The organism is Campylobacter concisus (genome assembly GCF_002165775.1).
Taxonomy (GTDB): domain Bacteria; phylum Campylobacterota; class Campylobacteria; order Campylobacterales; family Campylobacteraceae; genus Campylobacter_A; species Campylobacter_A concisus_E.
Genome location: NZ_NDYP01000002.1, coordinates 207,560 through 227,657, shown reverse-complemented (window position 1 = coordinate 227,657; position 20,098 = coordinate 207,560). Strand labels below are relative to the sequence as shown.

General features: G+C 37.3%; 19 protein-coding genes and 1 tRNA gene. 3 read left to right on the top strand and 17 right to left on the bottom strand.

Annotation, left to right across the window (positions count from 1 at the left end; genetic code table 11):
* Nucleotides 1-27 precede the first annotated feature (27 nt).
* From B9N66_RS02140 to B9N66_RS02115, 6 genes are all read right to left on the bottom strand, one after another.
* Complete coding sequence (locus B9N66_RS02140; protein WP_087579693.1) at nucleotides 28-1,830, bottom strand: biotin/lipoyl-containing protein; 1,803 nt, start codon at nucleotides 1,828-1,830, stop codon at nucleotides 28-30.
* A gap of 122 nt (nucleotides 1,831-1,952) precedes the next feature.
* Entirely contained in the window at nucleotides 1,953-3,341 is a 1,389-nt protein-coding gene (locus tag B9N66_RS02135) for a TRAP transporter large permease (RefSeq protein WP_054196248.1), read from the bottom strand.
* Nucleotides 3,341-3,850 carry a TRAP transporter small permease subunit gene (locus B9N66_RS02130; protein ID WP_087579692.1) on the bottom strand — a complete coding sequence of 170 codons (510 nt, stop codon included), beginning with the start codon at nucleotides 3,848-3,850 and terminating at the stop codon, nucleotides 3,341-3,343. The genes B9N66_RS02135 and B9N66_RS02130 overlap by 1 nt, the downstream gene beginning before the upstream one ends.
* Before the next feature lie 9 nt (nucleotides 3,851-3,859).
* Complete coding sequence (locus B9N66_RS02125) at nucleotides 3,860-5,200, bottom strand: sodium-dependent transporter (protein ID WP_021090462.1); 1,341 nt, start codon at nucleotides 5,198-5,200, stop codon at nucleotides 3,860-3,862.
* Nucleotides 5,200-6,531 (bottom strand): sodium-dependent transporter, encoded by a 1,332-nt coding sequence (locus B9N66_RS02120; RefSeq protein ID WP_087579691.1) that lies wholly within the window; start codon nucleotides 6,529-6,531, stop codon nucleotides 5,200-5,202. Before B9N66_RS02120 ends, B9N66_RS02125 begins: the two co-directional genes overlap by 1 nt.
* On the bottom strand, nucleotides 6,528-7,874 hold the full coding sequence (locus B9N66_RS02115) for a sodium-dependent transporter (RefSeq protein WP_087579690.1): 1,347 nt from the start codon (nucleotides 7,872-7,874) through the stop codon (nucleotides 6,528-6,530). The genes B9N66_RS02120 and B9N66_RS02115 overlap by 4 nt, the downstream gene beginning before the upstream one ends.
* A 205-nt stretch (nucleotides 7,875-8,079) precedes the next feature.
* On the opposite strand from B9N66_RS02115, the gene B9N66_RS02110 reads away from it, so the two are divergent.
* The 3 genes from B9N66_RS02110 to B9N66_RS02100 all read left to right on the top strand — a co-directional run bounded on the left by B9N66_RS02110 (nucleotide 8,080) and on the right by B9N66_RS02100 (nucleotide 9,430).
* Nucleotides 8,080-8,382 carry a F0F1 ATP synthase subunit C gene (locus tag B9N66_RS02110; protein ID WP_087579689.1) on the top strand — a complete coding sequence of 101 codons (303 nt, stop codon included), beginning with the start codon at nucleotides 8,080-8,082 and terminating at the stop codon, nucleotides 8,380-8,382.
* 44 nt (nucleotides 8,383-8,426) lie between these two features.
* Nucleotides 8,427-8,511 (top strand) — tRNA-Leu (locus B9N66_RS02105).
* A gap of 55 nt (nucleotides 8,512-8,566) precedes the next feature.
* Nucleotides 8,567-9,430 carry a VIT1/CCC1 transporter family protein gene (locus B9N66_RS02100; protein ID WP_087579688.1) on the top strand — a complete coding sequence of 288 codons (864 nt, stop codon included), beginning with the start codon at nucleotides 8,567-8,569 and terminating at the stop codon, nucleotides 9,428-9,430.
* Here the strand turns inward: B9N66_RS02100 and ribD are convergent.
* The 11 genes from ribD to B9N66_RS02045 all read right to left on the bottom strand — a co-directional run bounded on the left by ribD (nucleotide 9,427) and on the right by B9N66_RS02045 (nucleotide 20,059).
* Nucleotides 9,427-10,494, bottom strand: coding sequence for a bifunctional diaminohydroxyphosphoribosylaminopyrimidine deaminase/5-amino-6-(5-phosphoribosylamino)uracil reductase RibD (gene ribD, locus B9N66_RS02095; protein WP_087579687.1), 1,068 nt, complete (start codon nucleotides 10,492-10,494; stop codon nucleotides 9,427-9,429). The two genes, B9N66_RS02100 and ribD, sit on opposite strands and share 4 nt — an antisense overlap.
* 15 nt (nucleotides 10,495-10,509) lie before the next feature.
* Complete coding sequence (locus B9N66_RS02090; protein WP_087579686.1) at nucleotides 10,510-11,061, bottom strand: hypothetical protein; 552 nt, start codon at nucleotides 11,059-11,061, stop codon at nucleotides 10,510-10,512.
* Nucleotides 11,062-11,073: 12 nt separating this feature from the next.
* Nucleotides 11,074-12,723, bottom strand: a complete 1,650-nt coding sequence (locus tag B9N66_RS02085; protein WP_087579685.1) for a formate--tetrahydrofolate ligase — start codon at nucleotides 12,721-12,723, stop codon at nucleotides 11,074-11,076.
* Nucleotides 12,724-13,140: a ribosome maturation factor RimP gene (gene rimP / locus B9N66_RS02080; protein WP_087579684.1), complete on the bottom strand. Its 417-nt coding sequence runs from the start codon at nucleotides 13,138-13,140 to the stop codon at nucleotides 12,724-12,726.
* Nucleotides 13,133-13,498, bottom strand: coding sequence for a 30S ribosome-binding factor RbfA (gene rbfA / locus B9N66_RS02075; protein ID WP_021090755.1), 366 nt, complete (start codon nucleotides 13,496-13,498; stop codon nucleotides 13,133-13,135). The genes rimP and rbfA overlap by 8 nt, the downstream gene beginning before the upstream one ends.
* Nucleotides 13,495-16,143, bottom strand: coding sequence for a translation initiation factor IF-2 (gene infB / locus B9N66_RS02070; RefSeq protein WP_087579683.1), 2,649 nt, complete (start codon nucleotides 16,141-16,143; stop codon nucleotides 13,495-13,497). Before infB ends, rbfA begins: the two co-directional genes overlap by 4 nt.
* Entirely contained in the window at nucleotides 16,130-16,384 is a 255-nt protein-coding gene (locus B9N66_RS02065) for a hypothetical protein (RefSeq protein WP_035167247.1), read from the bottom strand. Before B9N66_RS02065 ends, infB begins: the two co-directional genes overlap by 14 nt.
* 21 nt (nucleotides 16,385-16,405) lie before the next feature.
* Nucleotides 16,406-17,290, bottom strand: coding sequence for a homoserine kinase (thrB, locus tag B9N66_RS02060; protein WP_087579682.1), 885 nt, complete (start codon nucleotides 17,288-17,290; stop codon nucleotides 16,406-16,408).
* Between the two features lie 8 nt (nucleotides 17,291-17,298).
* A complete protein-coding gene (locus tag B9N66_RS02055) occupies nucleotides 17,299-17,661 on the bottom strand; it encodes a glycoprotease (RefSeq protein ID WP_180382057.1) in 363 nt (120 codons plus the stop codon).
* An 80-nt stretch (nucleotides 17,662-17,741) separates the two neighbouring features.
* Nucleotides 17,742-18,626 (bottom strand): UDP-3-O-acyl-N-acetylglucosamine deacetylase, encoded by an 885-nt coding sequence (gene lpxC, locus B9N66_RS02050; RefSeq protein ID WP_087579680.1) that lies wholly within the window; start codon nucleotides 18,624-18,626, stop codon nucleotides 17,742-17,744.
* A gap of 62 nt (nucleotides 18,627-18,688) precedes the next feature.
* Nucleotides 18,689-20,059 (bottom strand): M23 family metallopeptidase, encoded by a 1,371-nt coding sequence (locus B9N66_RS02045; protein WP_087579679.1) that lies wholly within the window; start codon nucleotides 20,057-20,059, stop codon nucleotides 18,689-18,691.
* Between the last annotated feature and the right edge of the window lie 39 nt (nucleotides 20,060-20,098).

The window sequence follows — 20,098 nt, the reverse complement described above, 5'->3', positions numbered from 1 at the left end:
AACACTATCTTTTTAAAAGTGGCAAATTTATTTAAATTTAGCCACCACTTGATTGTTCGCGACGCTTTGACCTTTGCTAACTTCAATAGAGCCTATCACACCATCTTTTGGGGCTTTGACCTCTATCTCCATCTTCATTGCTTCAAGCATGACTACAGCTTGCCCTTTTTTGACTTGATCGCCAGGACTCACTAAAATTTTATGCACAGCACCCGGTAAGCTAGCAACGATGTCATTTTCTGTTGCGCCTGCTACTGCACTTTTGGCACTTTTTACGCTCTTACCTTCAACTTCAGTGATTGATTTTACTTGGATGCTATCGTTAAAGCCTTCGCTTACTTCGACATTGTATCGGCTGCCATTTACGACGACACTATATCTGCCGCTTTGAGTTTGTCTGCCCTCATTTGCCTTGGCATTTGGATCGATCTTTCTTACATTTACTTTAGCTTCGCCTTTTAAGAACGCGATGCCTTTTTCTTTACAAGCTGCTGCTATAAATATATTTTCTTCGGTAGTTTTTATATTGTTTTGCTTTAGAATTTCTTTTACATGAGCAAGCGACTTACTCTCATCTTTATCAGCTATATCAACTGCGTGTTTTGTAGTTGGTTTTAGCCCTAGTTGCTCGCTTGCAAGCTTAATGATCTCTTTATCAGGCGTAACTGGGGTCTTGCCAAAGTAGCCAAGCACCATTTTGCCGTATCCCTCGGCGATCTTTTTCCACTTGCCAAACATCACATTATTAAATGCTTGTTGGAAGTAAAACTGACTAACCGGGGTCACTGAAGTACCGTATCCACCCTTTTGCACCACTTCACGCATCGCAAGGATGACCTCTGGGAATTTATCTAAGATGTTGTTATCTCTCATCATCTGGGTATTTGCAGTGAGTGCGCCACCAGGCATCGGCGAAAATGGTATGAGTGGGCTTACTTGCACGGCCTCAGGTGGTAAGAAATACTCTTTTAAGCAATCATTCAAAACGCTTTCATATTTTAAAATTTTCTCCACGTCAAGTCCGCCAAGATCGTAGTTTTTGCCTTTTACTGCGTGAAGCATAGTTAAGATATCTGGCTGACTTGTACCACCACTTACTGGGCTTGCGGCTAGATCTATGCCATCAACGCCAGCTTCAAGCGCTGCAAGATAGCAAGCCACACTTACGCCTGCGGTTTCATGAGTGTGAAGTCTGATGTGAGTTTTCTCTGGCAGCAGCTTTCTAGCCATTTTTATGGTTTCATAGACCTTTTGTGGGCTGCTTGTGCCACTTGCGTCTTTAAAGCAAACGCTGTGATAAGGGATATTTGCATCTAAAATTTCTCTTAAAATTTTCTCATAAAATTTAACATCATGAGCTCCCACACAGCCACTAGGTAGATCCATCATCGTAACAACAACTTCGTGTTTTAATCCGTGATGAGCGATCCTCTCGCCTGAATATTTTAAATTTTCAACGTCATTTAGTGCGTCAAAATTTCTAATGGTGGTGGTTCCGTGTTTTTTGAAAAGCTTTGCGTGAAGGTCGATTAGCTCGCGGCTACCAGTATCAAGTGTAACGGTATTTACGCCCCTGCTTAGGGTTTGAAGATTTGCTTTTGGTCCTACGATGCTTCTAAATTTATCCATCATCGCAAAAGCGTCTTCATTTAGGTAAAAATAAAGGCTTTGAAATCTCGCTCCTCCGCCAAATTCAAAATGCTCTATGCCAGCCTCTTTGGCCGCTTTAAGCGCAGGCAAAAAATCGTTCATAAGCACTCTGGCGCCATAAACTGACTGAAAGCCATCTCTAAAGGTCGTATCCATAACATCGATAAATTTCTTCGCCATCACCCACCTCATTAATTTTATAAATTTATTTAAAGAATTCATAGAAAATGGCTAAATTGATTAGAAACTCGAATTAGCCATTTTGCTTGTTTTTTGGTATTTTACAACCAAAAACTTTTATATCATTTAAAAAGCGAGAGTAAGAAGTTTAATAATCCGCCGTGGCTCGCATCAAGCATTGGCTTTAATTCCATTAGAAAGACGCAGAAAAATACAAGTACAGCAAGCTGAATAAAAATATAAGGCACAACACCTTTATAAATAGCAGTCGTTTTTATCTCAGCTGGTGCGACTGATCTTAGGAAAAATAAGCTAAATCCAAATGGCGGCGTCAAAAATGAAGTTTGTAAATTCATAGCAACTAAGATTGCTAGATAAATTGGATTTATACCAAGCTTTGCGGCTATTGGCACCAAGATAGGAAGCACAATGTATGAAATTTCAACAAAGTCGATAAAAAAGCCAAGCACAAAGATGACAACCATACTAAAAATGATAAAGCCCCACTTCTCGCCTGGCAAATTTGTCATAAATTTTTCAACAATCTCATCGCCACCAGTGTAACTAAATACCATAGAAAAGGCTGTCGCACCAACAAGTATGGCAAAGACAAGTGCTGTGGTTTTTACGCTTTCAGCCAATGCCTCTTTTATCATAGAAAATGAAAATGTCCTATAAAAAATAGCTAAAATAATGGCTCCGACGCAGCCAAAAGCTGAACTTTCAGTTGGTGTAGCGATACCTGCAAATATAGAACCCAATACGCAAATAACCAGTAAAAGCGGTGGAAAGATAGCGATTAGTGCTCTCATGATCTGCTTAAATTTACTAACACCGCTCTCATCTTTTACTACCGGTGCAGTATCTGGTTTCAAATAAGCAACAATCAAAATATAAATGATATAAACTGCTACTAGTGTGAGTCCTGGGATGATGGCTTGATGAAAAAGCTCACCAACTGGCACTGAAAATATATCACCCAAGATAATCAGCACGATAGAAGGTGGAATGATCTGTCCAAGAGTACCAGCGGCACATATAGTGCCACAACCTAGCGCTTGGTCGTATTTATACTTTAGCATGACAGGCAAGCTTATAACGCCCATTGCAACGACACTTGCACCAACAACACCAGTTGAAGCTGCAAGAAGTGCTCCAACCAAGATAGTGCTAATAGCAATGCCTCCGCGAATTTCTCCAAAAAGCATACCCATGCTCTCAAGTAGCCTCTCAGCTAGTTTTGACTTTTGAAGAACAACGCCCATAAAGACAAAAAGTGGAACTGCTATAAAAATTCTACTCTCCATGATAGAGAAAATTCTATAAGGCATGAAGTTAAACATATCTTTGAAAACTTCGATACTTCCAAGCAGACCATCTCCGTCTCCAATGCTCTCAACAATACTACCAATCATTCCAAATATCATCGAAACCGCACCAAAGGTAAAGGCTACTGGAAAGCCAATGCCTAGCATCAAAAGCGCAGCTATAAACATTATCAAACCAGCCATTATTCCCCCTTTTTAGCTTTTTTGTAAAGATTAAAATTTCTTATAAAAAAGCCAATCGCAAAAAATACAAGCAGATAAAAAGAAAAAGGAATAAGTGCTTTTATGATCCATCTGTGAGTAAGACCGCCTGGATCTGCACTAGCTTCAGCTGAAGTATAAGCATCACTCACAAATTCAAACGATAAATTTGAAACTAAAAGTGCAAATGGGATTACAAAAATAACAGTTCCTATCATATTTACAAGAGCTTTATTTTTTGGTGAAAATTTAGCATAAAAGATATCAACTCTAACGTGCGCATCTTCTTTTAATGCATAGCTCATACCAAGCAAAAATATCACAGCAAAAAAATGCCACTCAAGCTCCTGAAATGCAACATTTCCATAAGAGAAAAAATATCTTGCCACAACGTTAAAAAAGACGTCTATTATCATCAAAGCCATAACAAACATGCAAATATAGCCGACTATATCGCCAACCTTATCAAAAAATTTCTCAACTTTTTGCATAAACAACCCTTAAAAAAACAATTTATTTATCATAATGATAAAGACGCAAACTGGCGCCACATATCTTAATAAAAAATACCATGCACTAAATACAAAGTCGCTCATATATGGACTAAATAGCACATAAAGTGCCTCTCTTTTCATAAAATATCCAACAAATATCGCTCCACCAATACCACTAATTGGAAGCAGAACATTTGAAGCGGTAAAGTCAAGAAAATCAAAGAAATTTTTACCAAAGAGCATAAATTTGTCGCCAACATTTTCTATATTTGATAAAAGACATAAAAATCCTAAAACAAAAACACCAGCTCCAACTATACTAAGAGCTTTTATCCTGCTAATGCCATACTCTCTGATCAAGAAAAATACAAACGGCTCTACGATAGAGATGGCTGAAGTAATGCCAGCAAAGATAAGTGCAGCAAAAAATGCTACAGCTAAAATTTGACCTATCACGCCAAGCTTAGCAAAGAGCGTTGGAAGCGAGATAAAGACAAGTCCTGGTCCTTGAGACGGCTCTGCGCCAAATTCAAATATAAATGTAAAGATAACAAGACCCATCATGATGGCTAAGACGATGTTTATAAAAACGATACTTAGTGTAGAAGTGGCTAAATTTGTATCATCGCTTAGGCTAGCTGAATATGTAATGATCGCTGCCATACCAAGAGATAGTGTCCAAAAAGCAAGCCCAAGAGCAAGCAAGAGCGAGTTAAATGAAATTTTACTAAAGTCGGGAACAAGTAAAAACTCAGCAGATTTTGTAAAGCCATTCATTGTCATAGAAAATATAAGCATAATTAAAACCATGATAAATAGGCTTGGCATCATCCAAACATTTAGCTTTTCAATGCCACTTTTCACACCTTTTGAAAGGATAAAAAAGCAAGCTACAAATGCTATAACAAAATAAAGCGTCTGCTCGCCAAGACCATGCGTAAGAAGCTCGTTAAATATTACTTTTGAACTTTCTATATCGTTTGGAAGACCGGTAAAAGATAGTGTGAAATACTTAAAGACCCAGCCGATGATCACAATATAATAAGATGAGATTATAGCTGCGGTTACCATAGCTAAAATTCCAACTAGTTGCCATAAATTTTTATTTTTATTCGCCAACTTTCTAAAGGCATTTACACTATCGCTTTCGCTAAGCTTGCCAATACTTAGCTCTGCCATAAAGATAGGTATGCCAACTAAAAACGTTATCAAAAGATATAAAATAACAAATGCCGATCCACCATTTTCACCAACCATATATGGAAATTTCCATGCATTGCCAAGTCCAACAGCTGACCCTGCAACTGCTAAAACATAACCTATTTTAGAAAACTGTTCTTTTGCCATTATGCAATCTCCCTTACTAGCACCACAAAAACTAGAATTGGTGCTACAAACCTTATTAAAAAATACCAAATTTTAAAAACAATCTCACCCATATAAGGCAAGAATAGCTCTTTTAAAAGCTCAAATTTTATAAAGTATCCAACAAAAATAGCAAATATAATGCCACCAAGTGGTAGCATAATGTTTGAGCTAATATAATCAAGCAAATCAAAAAAGCTCTTACCAAAAAATGTAAGTGACTCCTTAAAATCGCCAATACCGCTTAATGCGCATAAAATTCCCAAAAGATAAACTACGGCACCAACAATAATAATTGATCTATTTCTACTAAGTCCCAAGCTTTTATTTAAGAAAAATATAAATGGTTCAACTAGTGAAATAACCGATGTTATACCAGCAAAAAATAAAGATGTAAAAAATGCAAAAGCTAAGAAATTTCCAAGCAAACCAAGCTTTGCAAAAAGCGTTGGAAGCGAGATAAATGCTAACCCTGCACCCTTTGATGGCTCTGAGCCAAATTCATAGGTGAATGTAAAAACTATAAGCCCTATAATTACGCTAATAATTATATTTGCAAAGACTACATAAAGTGATGAAGTGAATAAATTTGTATCATTGCCTAGGCTTGATGAGTAAGTTAAAATGCAGCCAATGCCAATACACATCGTAAAAAAAGCTAACCCAAGAGCATTTAAGATAGCGCCTTGATCTATCTTTGAAAAGTCTGGTACTAGTAAAAATTTAGCCGCCTCATCAAATCCATTCATACCAAAAGAGTAGCCGAGCATAAGCAAAAGTAAAATAAAAAGTGTCGGAATAAGATATACATTTATACGCTCTATTCCACTTTTTATACCTTTTGTAAGTATAAAAAAGTATGCAAAAAAAGCGATGCTAAAATATAAAATTTGCTCCCATGCACCATTTGAAGTAAAATTTACAAAAAGCGCTTCTGAGCTTGCCATATCTTTTGGAAGCTCACCAAGACTTAAGATAGCGTATTTTAAAACCCAGCCGATAATGAGCGTATAAAAAGATGCGATGAATATCCCTGTCACCATCACAATACCGGCAAATTTCCAGGAATTTGCCCCCTTTGTAGCTAGACATTTAAATGCCCCAACCGTATCAAGGCGTGAAATTTTACCCATTGCCATCTCAGCAAAAAATATACTAAGTCCAACAACAAAAGCAAAAAATAGATATATAAGAATAAATGCTGAACCACCGTTACTACCGACCATATATGGAAATTTCCATGCATTACCAAGGCCAATAGCCGCTCCAATGATAGAAAGAACAAAACCAACTTTACTAAATCTATCCATCATTTACCTGCTATTTGATAGATCATGATGGCACAAATTGCAATTGGCACGATATATCTTAGAGTGAAGTACCAAATTTCAAAAAATACTTTTCCCATAAATTCGCCAAAGAGTAGATATAGGCTCTCTTTTTTAAGTTTATAGCCAACAAAAAAACTAAAAATTATGGCGCCTATTGGCATCATTATATTTGAAGTAAGAAAATCAAGTGCATCAAAGACTGGCTTACCAAAAACACTAAAAATATTAGCCGTCTGCGCATAATATGAAAAAATACAAAAAAGGCCTAAAATATAGACAAAAATTCCAATATAAACAAGAGCCATTTTGCGTGAAATTTCAAATTTTCTAACCAAATAATAAGCAAATGGTTCAATCATCGAAACAGCACTTGTAACACCAGCAAATAAAAGTGAAACAAAAAATGCGATGGCCATAATATTGCCAACTATCCCAAGCTTTGCAAAAAGTGTAACAAGTGAGATAAAAATAAGCCCTGGTCCACTTGCCGTACTATCAGCTCCATAAGCAAATATAAATGTAAAGACCACAAGTCCCATCATAACGCCTATTAATATGTTTATAAAGATGATAGAAAGCGTTGATTTTATTAAATTTGTACGCTCTGGTAAATTTGCAGCGTATGTCGGTATTACACCAACACCCATAGATAGCGAGAAGAATGCAAGTCCAAGAGCTTGCAAAACAACATCTGGCGTGATCGCGCTAAAATTTGGTACAAATAAAAATTTAGCCGCCTTAACAAAACCATCACCCATACTAATTGCATAAAAAAGTATACAAACAAGCAGTATAAAAAGGCCCGGCATCATCCAGATATTTAGCTTTTCAATGCCACTTTTCACACCTTTTGAAACAGCAAAAAATACCATCAAAAAGACCAAGCTAAAGCAAACAATAGCGCTACTTAAATCATTTGATAAAAGCGTATTAAACTGCTGGGCTGCCTCTTCTTGATTGCTTAAAAGTGGCGAAAAGCCAAGATAAATATACTTTAATATCCAGCCAATGACAACCATATAAAACGAAGCAATAAGTATCGCTCCTATCATAAAAAAGCCTGAAAAAGACCATATTTTTTTGTGTTTTGGAGCAAGTTTATAAATGGAGCTTACAACGTCACTCTCACCAAGCTTACCAATGCTAAGCTCTGCTAAAAACGCTACAAAAGCGATAGCAAACGTAAGAAGCAAATATAAAACTATAAACGCTGAACCGCCGTTGTTTCCCACCATTGTTGGAAATTTCCATGCATTACCAAGTCCAACAGCAGAACCAGCCATCGCAAGAACAAAGCCTATTTTTGAAAATTTTTCATTTATCATTGATTACCTGAGATTAAGAATAAATTAATTTTTTCAAAGATAACATAAAAAAACTTTTATTTTTCTAAGCCAAGAATTTTTTATAGGCAATTTAAATTTTTAGTGTTTTTATTTGAAACAAAGTTTTATTTTTGTAATATTGCGGCTTATAAAGTTTTAGTAGGGGGCAGATCCGAAAGAGCTTTAAAATTTTAAAGGAGCAACGATGAAAAAGATCGTGTTTTTAATTCTTGGTCTTGCTGCATTCGCATTTGGCGCTGATGGCGAGATGATCAAATCATATTCAGTTATCGCTGGCGGTATCGGCCTTGGCCTTGCAGCTCTTGGCGGTGCTATAGGTATGGGAAACACAGCTGCTGCGACTATCAGCGGAACAGCTAGAAACCCAGGTGTAGGTAGCAAACTTATGACTACAATGTTTATCGCTCTTGCGATGATCGAAGCACAAGTTATCTACGCACTAGTTATTACACTTATCGTTCTTTACGCAAACCCAATGCTTGGCTAAGCGTAAAGCTTAAATTTAGCCCCTTTGGGGCTTTTACTCTTTTTGCGATCATGGTGGAATTGGTAGACACGCTATCTTGAGGGGGTAGTGCCACTAGGTGTGCGAGTTCGAGTCTCGCTGATCGCACCATCTAATCTTACACTTCAAAATTCAAAATCTTACAAAATTTAAAAAAGGGGAATTTATGCTAGATAAAAAGCGTGCTTTAAAACAGCTACAAAACGAAGCAGATGATACAGCTATTTATACACTACTTGAAGCTAGTGAAAAAAATGAAGAGAATAAAAAAATACTTCGTAAATTAATCACTGAAGAAAAACGACATTATGCTTTTTGTCAAAAGATAACAGGCGAGAGCAGAACTGCAAATTTATTCAAAGTCATCTTCTATACGATACTTGTTAAAATTTTTGGTACATCTTTTACTTTAAAATTTATGGAGTCACGCGAAGAAGACGCAGAGCAATTTTATCTTGGTATCGTTGATGAGTATCCTGAAGCTAGAGATATTTATGAAGAAGAAGTAAATCATGAAAACAATTTAATCTCTATGCTAAAAGATACAAAACTAGTCAATGCCGGTGGTATCGTTCTTGGTATGAATGACGCATTAGTTGAGCTAACTGGCACGCTAAGTGGCATCGCACTCGCTTTTTCAAATACAAAATCAGTTGGTGCGACGGGCCTTATCATGGGCATTGCAGCTGCACTTTCCATGGCAGGGTCAGCATATCTTGAGTCAAAAGAAAATCCAAGCGACGAGATCAAACCGCTTACCTATTCGCTCTATACAGGTGGTTCGTACATCATAACAACGGCGTTTTTGATACTTCCATTTTTCATCTTTTCAAGTGGTCTTTACGCTGTCTTGTCGATGTTTTTCTTTGCCTTTGTTGCCATTATCACTTACAACTTTTACATAAGCGTGGCAAAAGAGCTTAAATTTTTACCAAGAGTAATTGAGATGTGTGTGATAACTTTTGGTGTTGCGATCATTTCATTTGGTATTGGCTTTTTAGTTAAGCACTATTTTGGCTTAGATATTTAATCCAAAATTTCATACCAAGTGTAGCTATCGTTTCCAAAATTCCCACTAAATAGTGGCTTTAAATTTAGATCAAGGCTTAAATTTTTACCATCCTTAAAATTTGAGCTTTGATAGATAAGTAGCCATTTTACGTTTGCCAGTTTGCCATCTTTTGCAAGTTTTAAAAACTCACCAGCACCTTCAAACATAGTAAGCCCTTTTAAATTTAGCTCTTTTTGCACGCTCACTTTGCGATATGGCACACTAAAAAGCGGTATCGTTTCATCAAATTTATCACTTCTTGAGTAGATTATAACGTCTGGATTTTTACCGCTGCCCACCAACCTGCTGTCAAGCTTTGGCCGGTCTGTTCGCACTGTATTGCCACCGATCACTAGCGTATCTATGATGCATCTTAGTTTATGGACATGCGTGCGGCTAAGTTCATTTGTGATGATACCGCCACTTGCCACGCCATTTTTACTAAGAGCTATTTTTAAAAAACTAAATCCACCATTTTGATATGCCAAAAATGGCTCAAGTAGCTTGTCACAACGCCCTTTTAAAACGCCAAATTTCACCCTCATGCCAGAACTTTGCAGTAAACTTGCGCCGCCACTTGCTATTTTGTTTTCATCGTGGCTGCCTATTATCACCTCACTAAAGCCAAGCTCTTTTAGTAAATTTGTGCAAGGTGGCGTTTTACCATGATGTGAGCAAGGCTCAAGTGTGACATAAGTTTTTGCATTTTTTAGTAAATTTGAGTGGTTTTTTAGTATAAATTCGTAGGTAAATTTTGGCTCTAAAGGCTGTTCTTCAAGATCAATGGGCTTTAAATTTAAGAAAAATTTTTCATTATATGCTTTTAGAAATTTATCTTGGAAATTTTTACTTTTCCTGCAAAGCGCAAATAGTATCGCCGTTGGCTCTGCATGTAAATACCCAGCCTTTTCATGAGCCTTACAAGATAAAATTTGTCCATTTTCATCAAGGACAAGACACCCAACGGCTGGATTTGGATAGGTTAATATTTGAAATTTCCAAGCCTCGCTTAATGCAAGATCCATGTAAAATTCGTCGTTCATCTTAGCAGACTATATTTATTTTCCTATATCTTTTATCTCATCAACAAGAGTTTTTGAGATCAAGTCAATATCGGTCGGCTCATCCTCCACGTCCCACCTAAAAGCAGCAATCTCTGCCAAAACAGCGATCTCTTTAAAATAGCTATATTTCGTTGTAGAGAGTGGTATAGCGTAAGAGACCAAAAGCCTATCAGCGTTATCATAAATTTTCACGCTATAGCGAAAGTGTGGCTTGTTTAATACCTTGCCACCCCAGTTAAACCATCTTTCATAGTCCATTTGTATTTTTATCTTGAAGCTATTTTCGTCCCCTAAAATGCCCTGCTCTTTTAGATGTTTGTTTATAAATTCCACAAACTCATCACGAAGTTCGCTTTCATTTTTATAGTTAGTGTTGTGCTCGTATCTAGTTGGTTGATTTGTCAATGTTAGGTTAAAATCACTAACAATATATTTAGCCACGCCTTTTTGTATCGGCGTTGGCTCAACATTATATTTATATCTTCCTGCGCATCCAACAAAGAAAACACCTAAAACTATTAAAAAGAGTATTTTTACAAATTTCATATTTCTCCAAATTTACGACAAGCCGTCGATCTTGCCCTCTGCGTCTATCTTCATATTGACCGCAGCTGGCACTTTTGGAAGTCCTGGCATTAGCATGATCTTACCGCAAACTGCTACGATAAAGCCAGCTCCAGTTCTAATGTCAAGGTCTTTTACGCTAAATGTAAAGCCCTTTGCTCTGCCCAAAAGCTTCGCATCGTCACTAAATGAATACTGAGTTTTTGCGATACAAACTGGCAAATGGCTCAAATTTAGCTCTTTTATCATCTCGATCTTTTTAAGAGCGGCCTCTTCAAAGACCACCTCACCAGCTCCGTAAATTTCTTTAGCGACCTTTTCTATCTTAGTTTTCGTATCATCGCTCATCTCGTAGGTGAAATTTATCTTACTTGGCTTATCGCATGCTTTTAAAACTAGTTCAGCTAGCTCAACCGCACCTTTGCCACCTTTTAAGAAATTCTCACAAACTGCCACTTCTACGCCAAGCTCACGGCAGTACTCTTTTACGAAATTTATCTCTTCATCGGTGTCAAATCCAAATTTATTAAGCGCCACAACTACATTTTGACCAAATTTGACTTTTAAATTTTCGATGTGTCCGCCAAGGTTTTCGATACCTTTTTTAAGAGCGTTCATATCTGGTTTTGTAATCTCATCTTTGTTTGCTTCGCCATTATATTTTAGCGATCTTATCGTACTTACAAGCACTACAGCACTTGGTTTGATGCCAGCAACCCTACATTTTATATCTAAAAATTTCTCCGCACCAAGCTCAGAGCCAAAGCCAGCTTCAGTGATGACGTAGTCAGCTAAATTTAGAGCTGTTTTTGTTGCGATGACTGAGTTGCAGCCGTGCGCGATGTTTGCAAATGGACCACCATGCACGAGCGTAGGTGTGTGCTCAAGCGTTTGAAATAAATTTGGCTTGATCGCATCTTTTAAAAGTATACAAACAGCGTCTTCGCAGCCTAGATCACGCACGTAGATAGGCTTTTTATCGCTATCGTAGGCAACCATGATATTTGCCACACGCTCTTTTAGATCAGAAAGGCTCGTAGCTAGACAAAGCACAGCCATGATCTCGCTTGCAGCGGTGATATTAAAGCCATCTTCTCTTGGCACGCCATCTGTTCTACCGCCCTGACCCACAGTGATAAATCTAAGCGCGCGGTCGTTCATATCCATACAGCGCTTCCATAAAATTTTCTCTATTTTTAGTGGGTTTTCTTGATAAAGGCTATTATCTATCATCGCTGAAATCAGGTTATTTGCCGATGTTATCGCGTGAAAATCGCCAGTGAAGTGTAAATTTAGATCCTCCATCGGCGCAAGCTGTGAGTAGCCGCCACCTGCTGCTCCACCCTTTATGCCAAAAACTGGCCCAAGAGATGGCTCACGAAGCGCTAGGCAAACCTTTTTATTAAGTGAATTTAGCGCATCGGCTAAGCCGATAGACATAGTCGTTTTACCCTCGCCATACGGAGTTGGATTAGTCGCAGTGACTAAGATGAGCTTTGAGTTTGACGGCTCAAGTCTAGGAGAAATTTTAGCCTTAAATTTTCCATAAAGCTCGAGCTCGTCTTCGTCTAAACCTAGTCTTGCGGCAACTTTACTGATGTGTTCTAGTTTCGTTTGGTGAGTTATCTCTATGTCGCTTAGCATTTACCACTCCAAATATGTTTTTGCTTTTTTTATCTCACTGATGTTGATCTCAAAGATTCCCTCTTCGTTTTCAACTGCTATGCCCTCTTCGTCTGCTTTTACAAGCCTTCCTGCAAATTTCTCAGTCTCAGTTTGAACTTTTACAAGCTCGCCAACGCTCGCTTTAAAGTGAGATGGCTTACTAAGTTTTCTTTCAAGGCCAGGCGAACTAACTTCGAGGTTATAATCCCCACTAACTGGCGGTGTCACGTCAAAGATAGGTGAGAGCAGACGGCTCACTTTTTCACAGTCGTCAAGGCTCACTCCGCCATTTTTTATAATATAAACTCTAAAAATAGCCCTACCATTTTCATTTGCGATCTCGCTATCGTAAAGCTCGACACCGCATTCGCGTACTAGTTTGTCTAAATTATCCATTTTTGTTTAAATCCTTTGAAATTTTATCAAACAACTTATCCATATGGTTTTGATACTCTAACCTATCATCAAATTTAAAGTGAAAATTTGGGCATCTGTACCAGCCCTCAGCTGCCATGCAGTGGTTTTGCAAGTGTCTGCAAACTCGCTTTAAATGTCCCAAAATATACTCTTGTTCACGCTCATCAAAAGCCATCTTATCAAGATAAACAAAGGCGTCGTATCTGCCCTTTTTACACTCGACATCAGTGACACAAAGCCCCTTTAAAATGCTATCTTCAAGAGTAGCTAAAGCCTCTGGGATGAGCTCTTTTAGCACACTCTCTGTTCTCATACGCTTTATCTCGTTAGCGTTCATAGAGTAGCTTTCTCCTTGACTTCTTTGAAGCTTTCGATATAGTCATTTTCTCTAATATCGTTGAAATTTTCGATACCAACGCCACACTCATAACCTTTAGCAACCTCTTTGACGTCATCTTTGAAGCGTTTTAATGAGCTTACCGAGCCCTCGTAAACGACCACACCTTCTCTAATAAGGCGAATTTTTGCACCTCTGTTTATCGTGCCTTCAGTAACGATACATCCAGCGATAGTACCGACTTTTGGCACATGGATCACTTGACGAACCTGAGCTTGACCAAGCTGCTCTTCTCTAATTATCGGTGACATTAATCCACCTAAAATTGCCTTCACGTCGTCAATTAAATTATAAATAACGTTATAAGTTTTAATTTCAACGCCACTCTCTTTTGCCTTTTCTTTTATCTCGCCAGTTGGTCTTATGTTAAAACCAAGGATTATACAGTCTTCGCTCGCACTAGCAAGTGCTACATCGCTTTGCGTGATGCCGCCAACACCTGAGTGGATGACATTTACCCTGATCTCATCATTTGCTAGTTTTTCTAGACTTGCTTTTAGCGCCTCAAGTGAGCCACCAACGTCAGCTTTAATAATAACTGGAAGCGTCTTTAACTCACCCTCAGCGATCTTAGCACTAAGCTCATCAATACTAACTTTTGTGCTCTTGCTAAGCTCTTTTTGGCGGATATATTCAGCCTTTTTCTGCGCGTATTCACGAGCCTCTTTGTCAGTTTTTACGCCTATTAATGTCTCGCCTGCCTCTGCTATCTCGCTAAGACCTACTATAACACCGCATTCGCCTGGTTTTATATCTTGCAAAGGCTTACCTTGGTCATCAAGCAAGCTTCTTATCTTTCCATATGCAACACCAGCTACAACAGTATCTCCAACATGAAGCGTGCCATTTTCAACGATAATAGTAGCGACTGGGCCACGACCTTTTTGAAGTGAGCTCTCGATGACAGTTGCTTTTGCGTTTGCCTTTGGATTTGCTTTTAGCTCTAAAAGATCAGCTTGTAAAAGTACAATCTCAAGCAGATCATCTATACCCATGCCTGTTTTTGCAGAGATTGGCACAAATTCATATTTTCCGCCCCACTCTGTTGGCATGATATCAAGCTCGGCAAGACCAGTCTTTACTAGGTCAGGATTTGCTGACTCTTTATCCATTTTGTTTATAGCGATGATTATTGGTACACCAGCAGCTTTTGCGTGGCTGACCGCCTCTTTTGTTTGTGGTTTTACGCCATCATCTGCTGCAACAACAATGATAACTATATCAGTTACACCAGCACCTCTTGCACGCATAGCAGTAAATGCTTCGTGACCTGGGGTGTCAATAAATGTGATGTTTTTGCCGTTTTTATTTACCATATAAGCACCAACATGCTGAGTGATACCACCGGCCTCTCCTGCTGCTACACGTGATTTTCTTATGTAATCAAGCAATGAAGTTTTACCATGATCAACGTGACCCATGATGGTTATGACTGGTGCTCTTGGCTGGAGATTTTCATCGTCTTTTATCTCTTCTTCATAGGCTGCTACGTAGTCAAATTCTTTTTGATCATCGATGATATTAACCTCTACATTAAACTCATCGGCTAAAATTTCAATCGCATCTTCATCTAAAAAGTCATTTTTTGTTGTCATCATACCAAGCATAAAAAGCTTGCCTATGACCTCACTTGGCTGTTTGTTTAGCTTCTCAGCAAATTCATAAACACGAATTTCTTTTGGAATATTTATAGAGGTCACAGCTTCGTTGTTTTGTTTATTTTCAGGCTTTTTGTGTTTTTTTCTAGCTCTTCTTTGAATGCCGCCCTCGCCAAAAGAATTTATTGTATTATTGACCGTAGTTCTCATAACATTTGGCTGTTTTGTCTTTTGAGCTGGTGCTGGTGCCGGAGTTTTAAAACTAAAATCAGGAAGAACGACTACATCTTCATCTTCTAGCACTATGTCACCAAAATCACTTCCTCCAAGCAGATCCATCTTCTGGGCGCTATCCTTTTTACTTGCAACAACTACTTTTTTATCTTTTTTCTTTTTCTTAGCTAAATTTTCATCGCTTGATGAAAACATACTTTTAAAATCGCTTATATTAGCTATGCTTGGTTCAGGCTTTTTCTCTTCTTTTGTAGCAATTGGCGTTTCATAATCTTTTTTCTTTTTTACTATCACAAGGCCACGTCTTTTTTGAGTCACATCAGCCAAGCTCTCTTTTGGTCTTAGAGCTTCGACTTGTTTTTGCTCTACTTTGATTTCTTCTTTTTTAGGCTCGATTTTTTGTTTTTCTTCTAAAATTTGTGTCTCTTTCTTAGTCTCAGCTTTTACCGACTTTGACTCAGTTTTAGTAGTAGCTTTTTTAGATTCACTTTTTTGTTTTTCTTCTTTTTTTACTGACTCTTTTTCTACTTCTTTTTTAGGCTCTTTTTTTGGTTTAGGTTCACTCTTTTTCTTTTTAAATTTATCTGGTATCACGCCAGTTTGAACATATTCATATATAGCTTCGGCCTCTTCAAGGCTAACTGCATTTGAGTGAGTTTTGACTTTTAATCCTAACTCTTGAGCTTTTTCTACTATCTCTTTACTTGGATAGCCAAGCTCGTTTGCGATCTCTGAAATCCTAACATTGCTCATTTAAGAGTATCTCCTTTAACTTCGGTGCATCACAAATAAAAGCACCTTTAGTTTGTTTATCAATTATTTTTTTTAAAATTTTTATATCTTTTTGTATACATTTGTCGCACAGATAAAAGCTACGACCATTTCCTTTGCCATGCTCTAAATTTTTACCTACTAAGCGGTATCTTTTTAGCAAGTTCTGAGAAATTTTAATTTTACAAGCGACACATGTCCTTACAGGATTATTTTTGTTCATTATATCTTTTTAAACTTGTTTTTAGCTTTGCGTAATTTCGTATCCATCGTTATCAAATGAAAAAACCTCAACCCTAAAATCACTAAATTTACTCTTTAAAATATCTTGTAAATTTTTAGCATCATCTTTGTAAGCGATATTTAAAAAGCTTGAGCCTGAGCCTGAAAGCGTACTCATTAAAGCACCATTTTCATAAGCTACTTTTCTAACTTCAAAAAGTTCTTCTAAAGCGTGCATTCTACGCTCTTCATGCATCAAATCTTTGCTTGCTATTTTTAAGAGATCATACTTTTTTTCATAAAAACAAGACGTTAAAAAAGCGGCATGAGATAAGTTATTTACGCATTCTTTCATCGTATAGTTCTTTGGTAAAATTTGTCTTGACGAGGATGTACTCATTGGCTTATTTGGGATGACAACTACTGCTTTTATCTCGTCACATAAATTTATTTTATTTGCGTAAACATTGCCATTTTTTACGATCGCACTGATAAATCCGCCGTGAACTGCTGGCGAGATATTATCAGGATGGGTTTCGTAGATGATAGCTTTATTTAAAACTGTCTCTTTACTTGCCTTAAAGCCAGCCATTTCGTACGCTGAAGCAATGGCTCCAACGATCACAGCGGAGCTACTACCAAGTCCCCTTGAAAATGGGATATTATTTTCAAAAACGACTCTAAAATTTTCATTTTTACCAGTTAGCTCAAAAAAAATTTCATTAAAAATACTTAAGAATATATTATTTCTCTTTAAATTTACACTTCCACTGCCTTCGCCGTTTATCGACACTGAGCTAAATTTTGCTGGCTCGATTTTCACGCTATTAAAAAGCTTCAAACTAAGCCCCAAAGCATCAAAACCAGGGCCCAAATTCGCACTTGTTGCAGGCACTAAGATATTCAAAATTTCTCCTAAACTGCTTGGATGATATAATCTGGTAGTGTATCTGAATTTAGTTTTAATTCATCTAAATTTAAAGGCAAACTAAATCCTACTGGCCCTACTTTTTCAAGTAAAATTTTGCCATCTTTTAAAACAAAGCTTAAATTTTTATTTGCCCTGATCGCTTGGCTGCCATTTAAGCTAAAGCCGCTAACCGCATAAAATTCGCAACCCTTTGCTAAAGAGAAAGTCTTTAAGATGACATAGGCCACCTTTAACCCCATAAAGCTTCCTGGCGTATTTGCATAGATAATTTTTGTGATATTAAATTTAGAGGATAAATTTTCTAAGATTTTTATCAAAGCTTCACTGACATGTTCATCAGTTGTAATTTCATCAAATTTTACGCCGTCTTTATATACTCCAACTAAAAGCGGAGTAGATAAAGAGACAACTAAAATTTCAATATTTTCTATGCAAATACCTTTTGATACTCTTTTAGAAGTTCACCATTTAGAGTTGCGATCTCGTAGTTTTTCTCATCGGCCATCAAAGCAAGAGTTAATTTGTGATTTAGATCGTGGCTTCCAGCAAATGCTGTATAATCGCCCAACAAAGGCGCTCCAAGCAAGCTTAAATCACCAATCGCATCTAAAATTTTGTGCCTTACAAACTCATTTTCAAATCTCAAACCTTCTGGATTTAGGATATGTGTATCATCGATTGCCACAGCATTATCAAGCGATGCGCCAAGAGCTAAATTTTGAGCTTGTAAACGTTGTAAATCTTTCAAAAAGCCAAAAGTCCTAGCACGAGCTATATTTTTTATAAAAGAGCTTTTACTAAAATCAAAAACATATCTTTGTTCACCAATAACTGGATGATCAAATTTTATCGTATAGTCAAATTTTGGACTTCTTGAAGGTGAAGTTCGCACAAATTTAGAACCCTCAACAACCTCAACTTCACGGCGGACAAGAATTACTTTTTTGCCAGCATCAAGATATCTTATGCCAGCTTCATCAAGTAGCATGCAAAAGCTTATCGCACTGCCATCCATGACTGGAATTTCATTTGCATCAACAGAGATTCTAATATTATCAATACCATAACCATTTATGGCTGACATTAGATGCTCAATCGTACTAACAAAGCCCTTTTCGTTGCCAACAACGGTTGCCATCTGCGTATTTATCACATTTTTAGGCTCAGCCTTAAAACTAATACCAAGATCTTCGCGGTGCAAAATAATACCAGAATTTGCATCAAGAGGTTCTAGTATAAGTCTTATCGGCTCACCTTTATGAAGCCCTATACCAACGGTCTCAACGCGTCTTGCGATAGTAGTTTGTTTCAAGAATTTTCCTTATATTTTTAATCCGCTTATGATAGCACTAAAAAATCAATTTTGCAAATTTTTTAGTTCTTGTCTATCATCGCTTTTGCAGCATCTAAGACACTTGTGATATTGTCTTTTATCCACTTTTTGTCCATCCATTGTTGAGGTCTTACCTCTTCACCTTGGACTAAAATTCCAAAGTGCAAATGATCTCCAAGCGCAAGACCACTAGTTCCAGTAGTACCTATTTGATCACCAGCAGCGACCATATCGCCCTCTTTTACTCTAGTGCTTGAGCAGTGTCCATAAAGCGAATAAAGCCCAAATCCATGATCGATCACAATATTTAATCCATAAATTCCATTTTCGGATGCAAGTACGACACGACCAGCATTACTAGCTATTATAGGAGCCGCTGCCACACTTGCAAAGTCTATTCCCATATGCCAAGACTCACTTACTTGCTCGTTATTATATGTATAGTATCGGTGATCGGCGAAGTCAGCCACTTTTTTACCATTTCTTAGTGGATAAAACGGAGTCACACTAAAGCCAGTTAACATCTCATCGCCAGGATTTGTAGTAAGTGCTGTTATTTTTTCTTCGTTTGAATTTCTAAGCGTTTCATTGACAAATCTCATTTTCTCAAGTCTTGAAAGTGCGCTTGGATCTTTTGCATATTGATCAGTTAAATCAACTATCTTACCATCTAAAAATCTATCATTTAATGCAATAGTTGAAGTTTTATACTTTACATTTTCGTAAAAATATCTAACATGTGACTTGCTTTCGTTGCCTGCAAAGTCTCTTGCAATGACCTCAGCACTAAAATTTTCAACCTGAACTGGCCAAGCAACGAGTGCTGCATAAAAGCCCTCTTTATAAAATGGGACAGCCTTAAATTTCTTACCAAAATTTGTCTGCACATAGACCTCTTTTAGCTGATTATCAGTTGCTCTAAAGACCACAACCGCACTACCACCTTTTGAGATAGAATAAGACTGCGAAAGCACGTAAAGATCAGGCTTTGAAGTATCAAGCACCACTTCAACCTTTTTACTAGCTTTGTTGCCAGTAAAAAAGCTCCATTTACTAGTATCTACAGCTTCAATATTCATCTCATAAGTATCTTTTTGAGCAAAAAAGCCAGTCTTTGGAAAGGTTAAATTTACATCAAGCTCAGTACTTGGATTTTGTATGATTTGATTTAATAAATTTAGATCATTTTTCCCATCATTCATACTAATTCGTACAAATTTTATACCGCTATCATCTTTAAATTTGATATTCATTGGGGTTCTAAGATTCCAATAAACCTTATCAGCAACACCGATTATCGGCTCATTTCGCTCAAAATCTTTTGACATCAAAGCATAGCCAAGACCACCGGCTAAGATTAAAATTAGCAAAAGCACAACAATACCAAAACCACCAATTCCACGTCTATACATATATTTTTACCTTAAATTTTATTTGCGAAATTTTACATT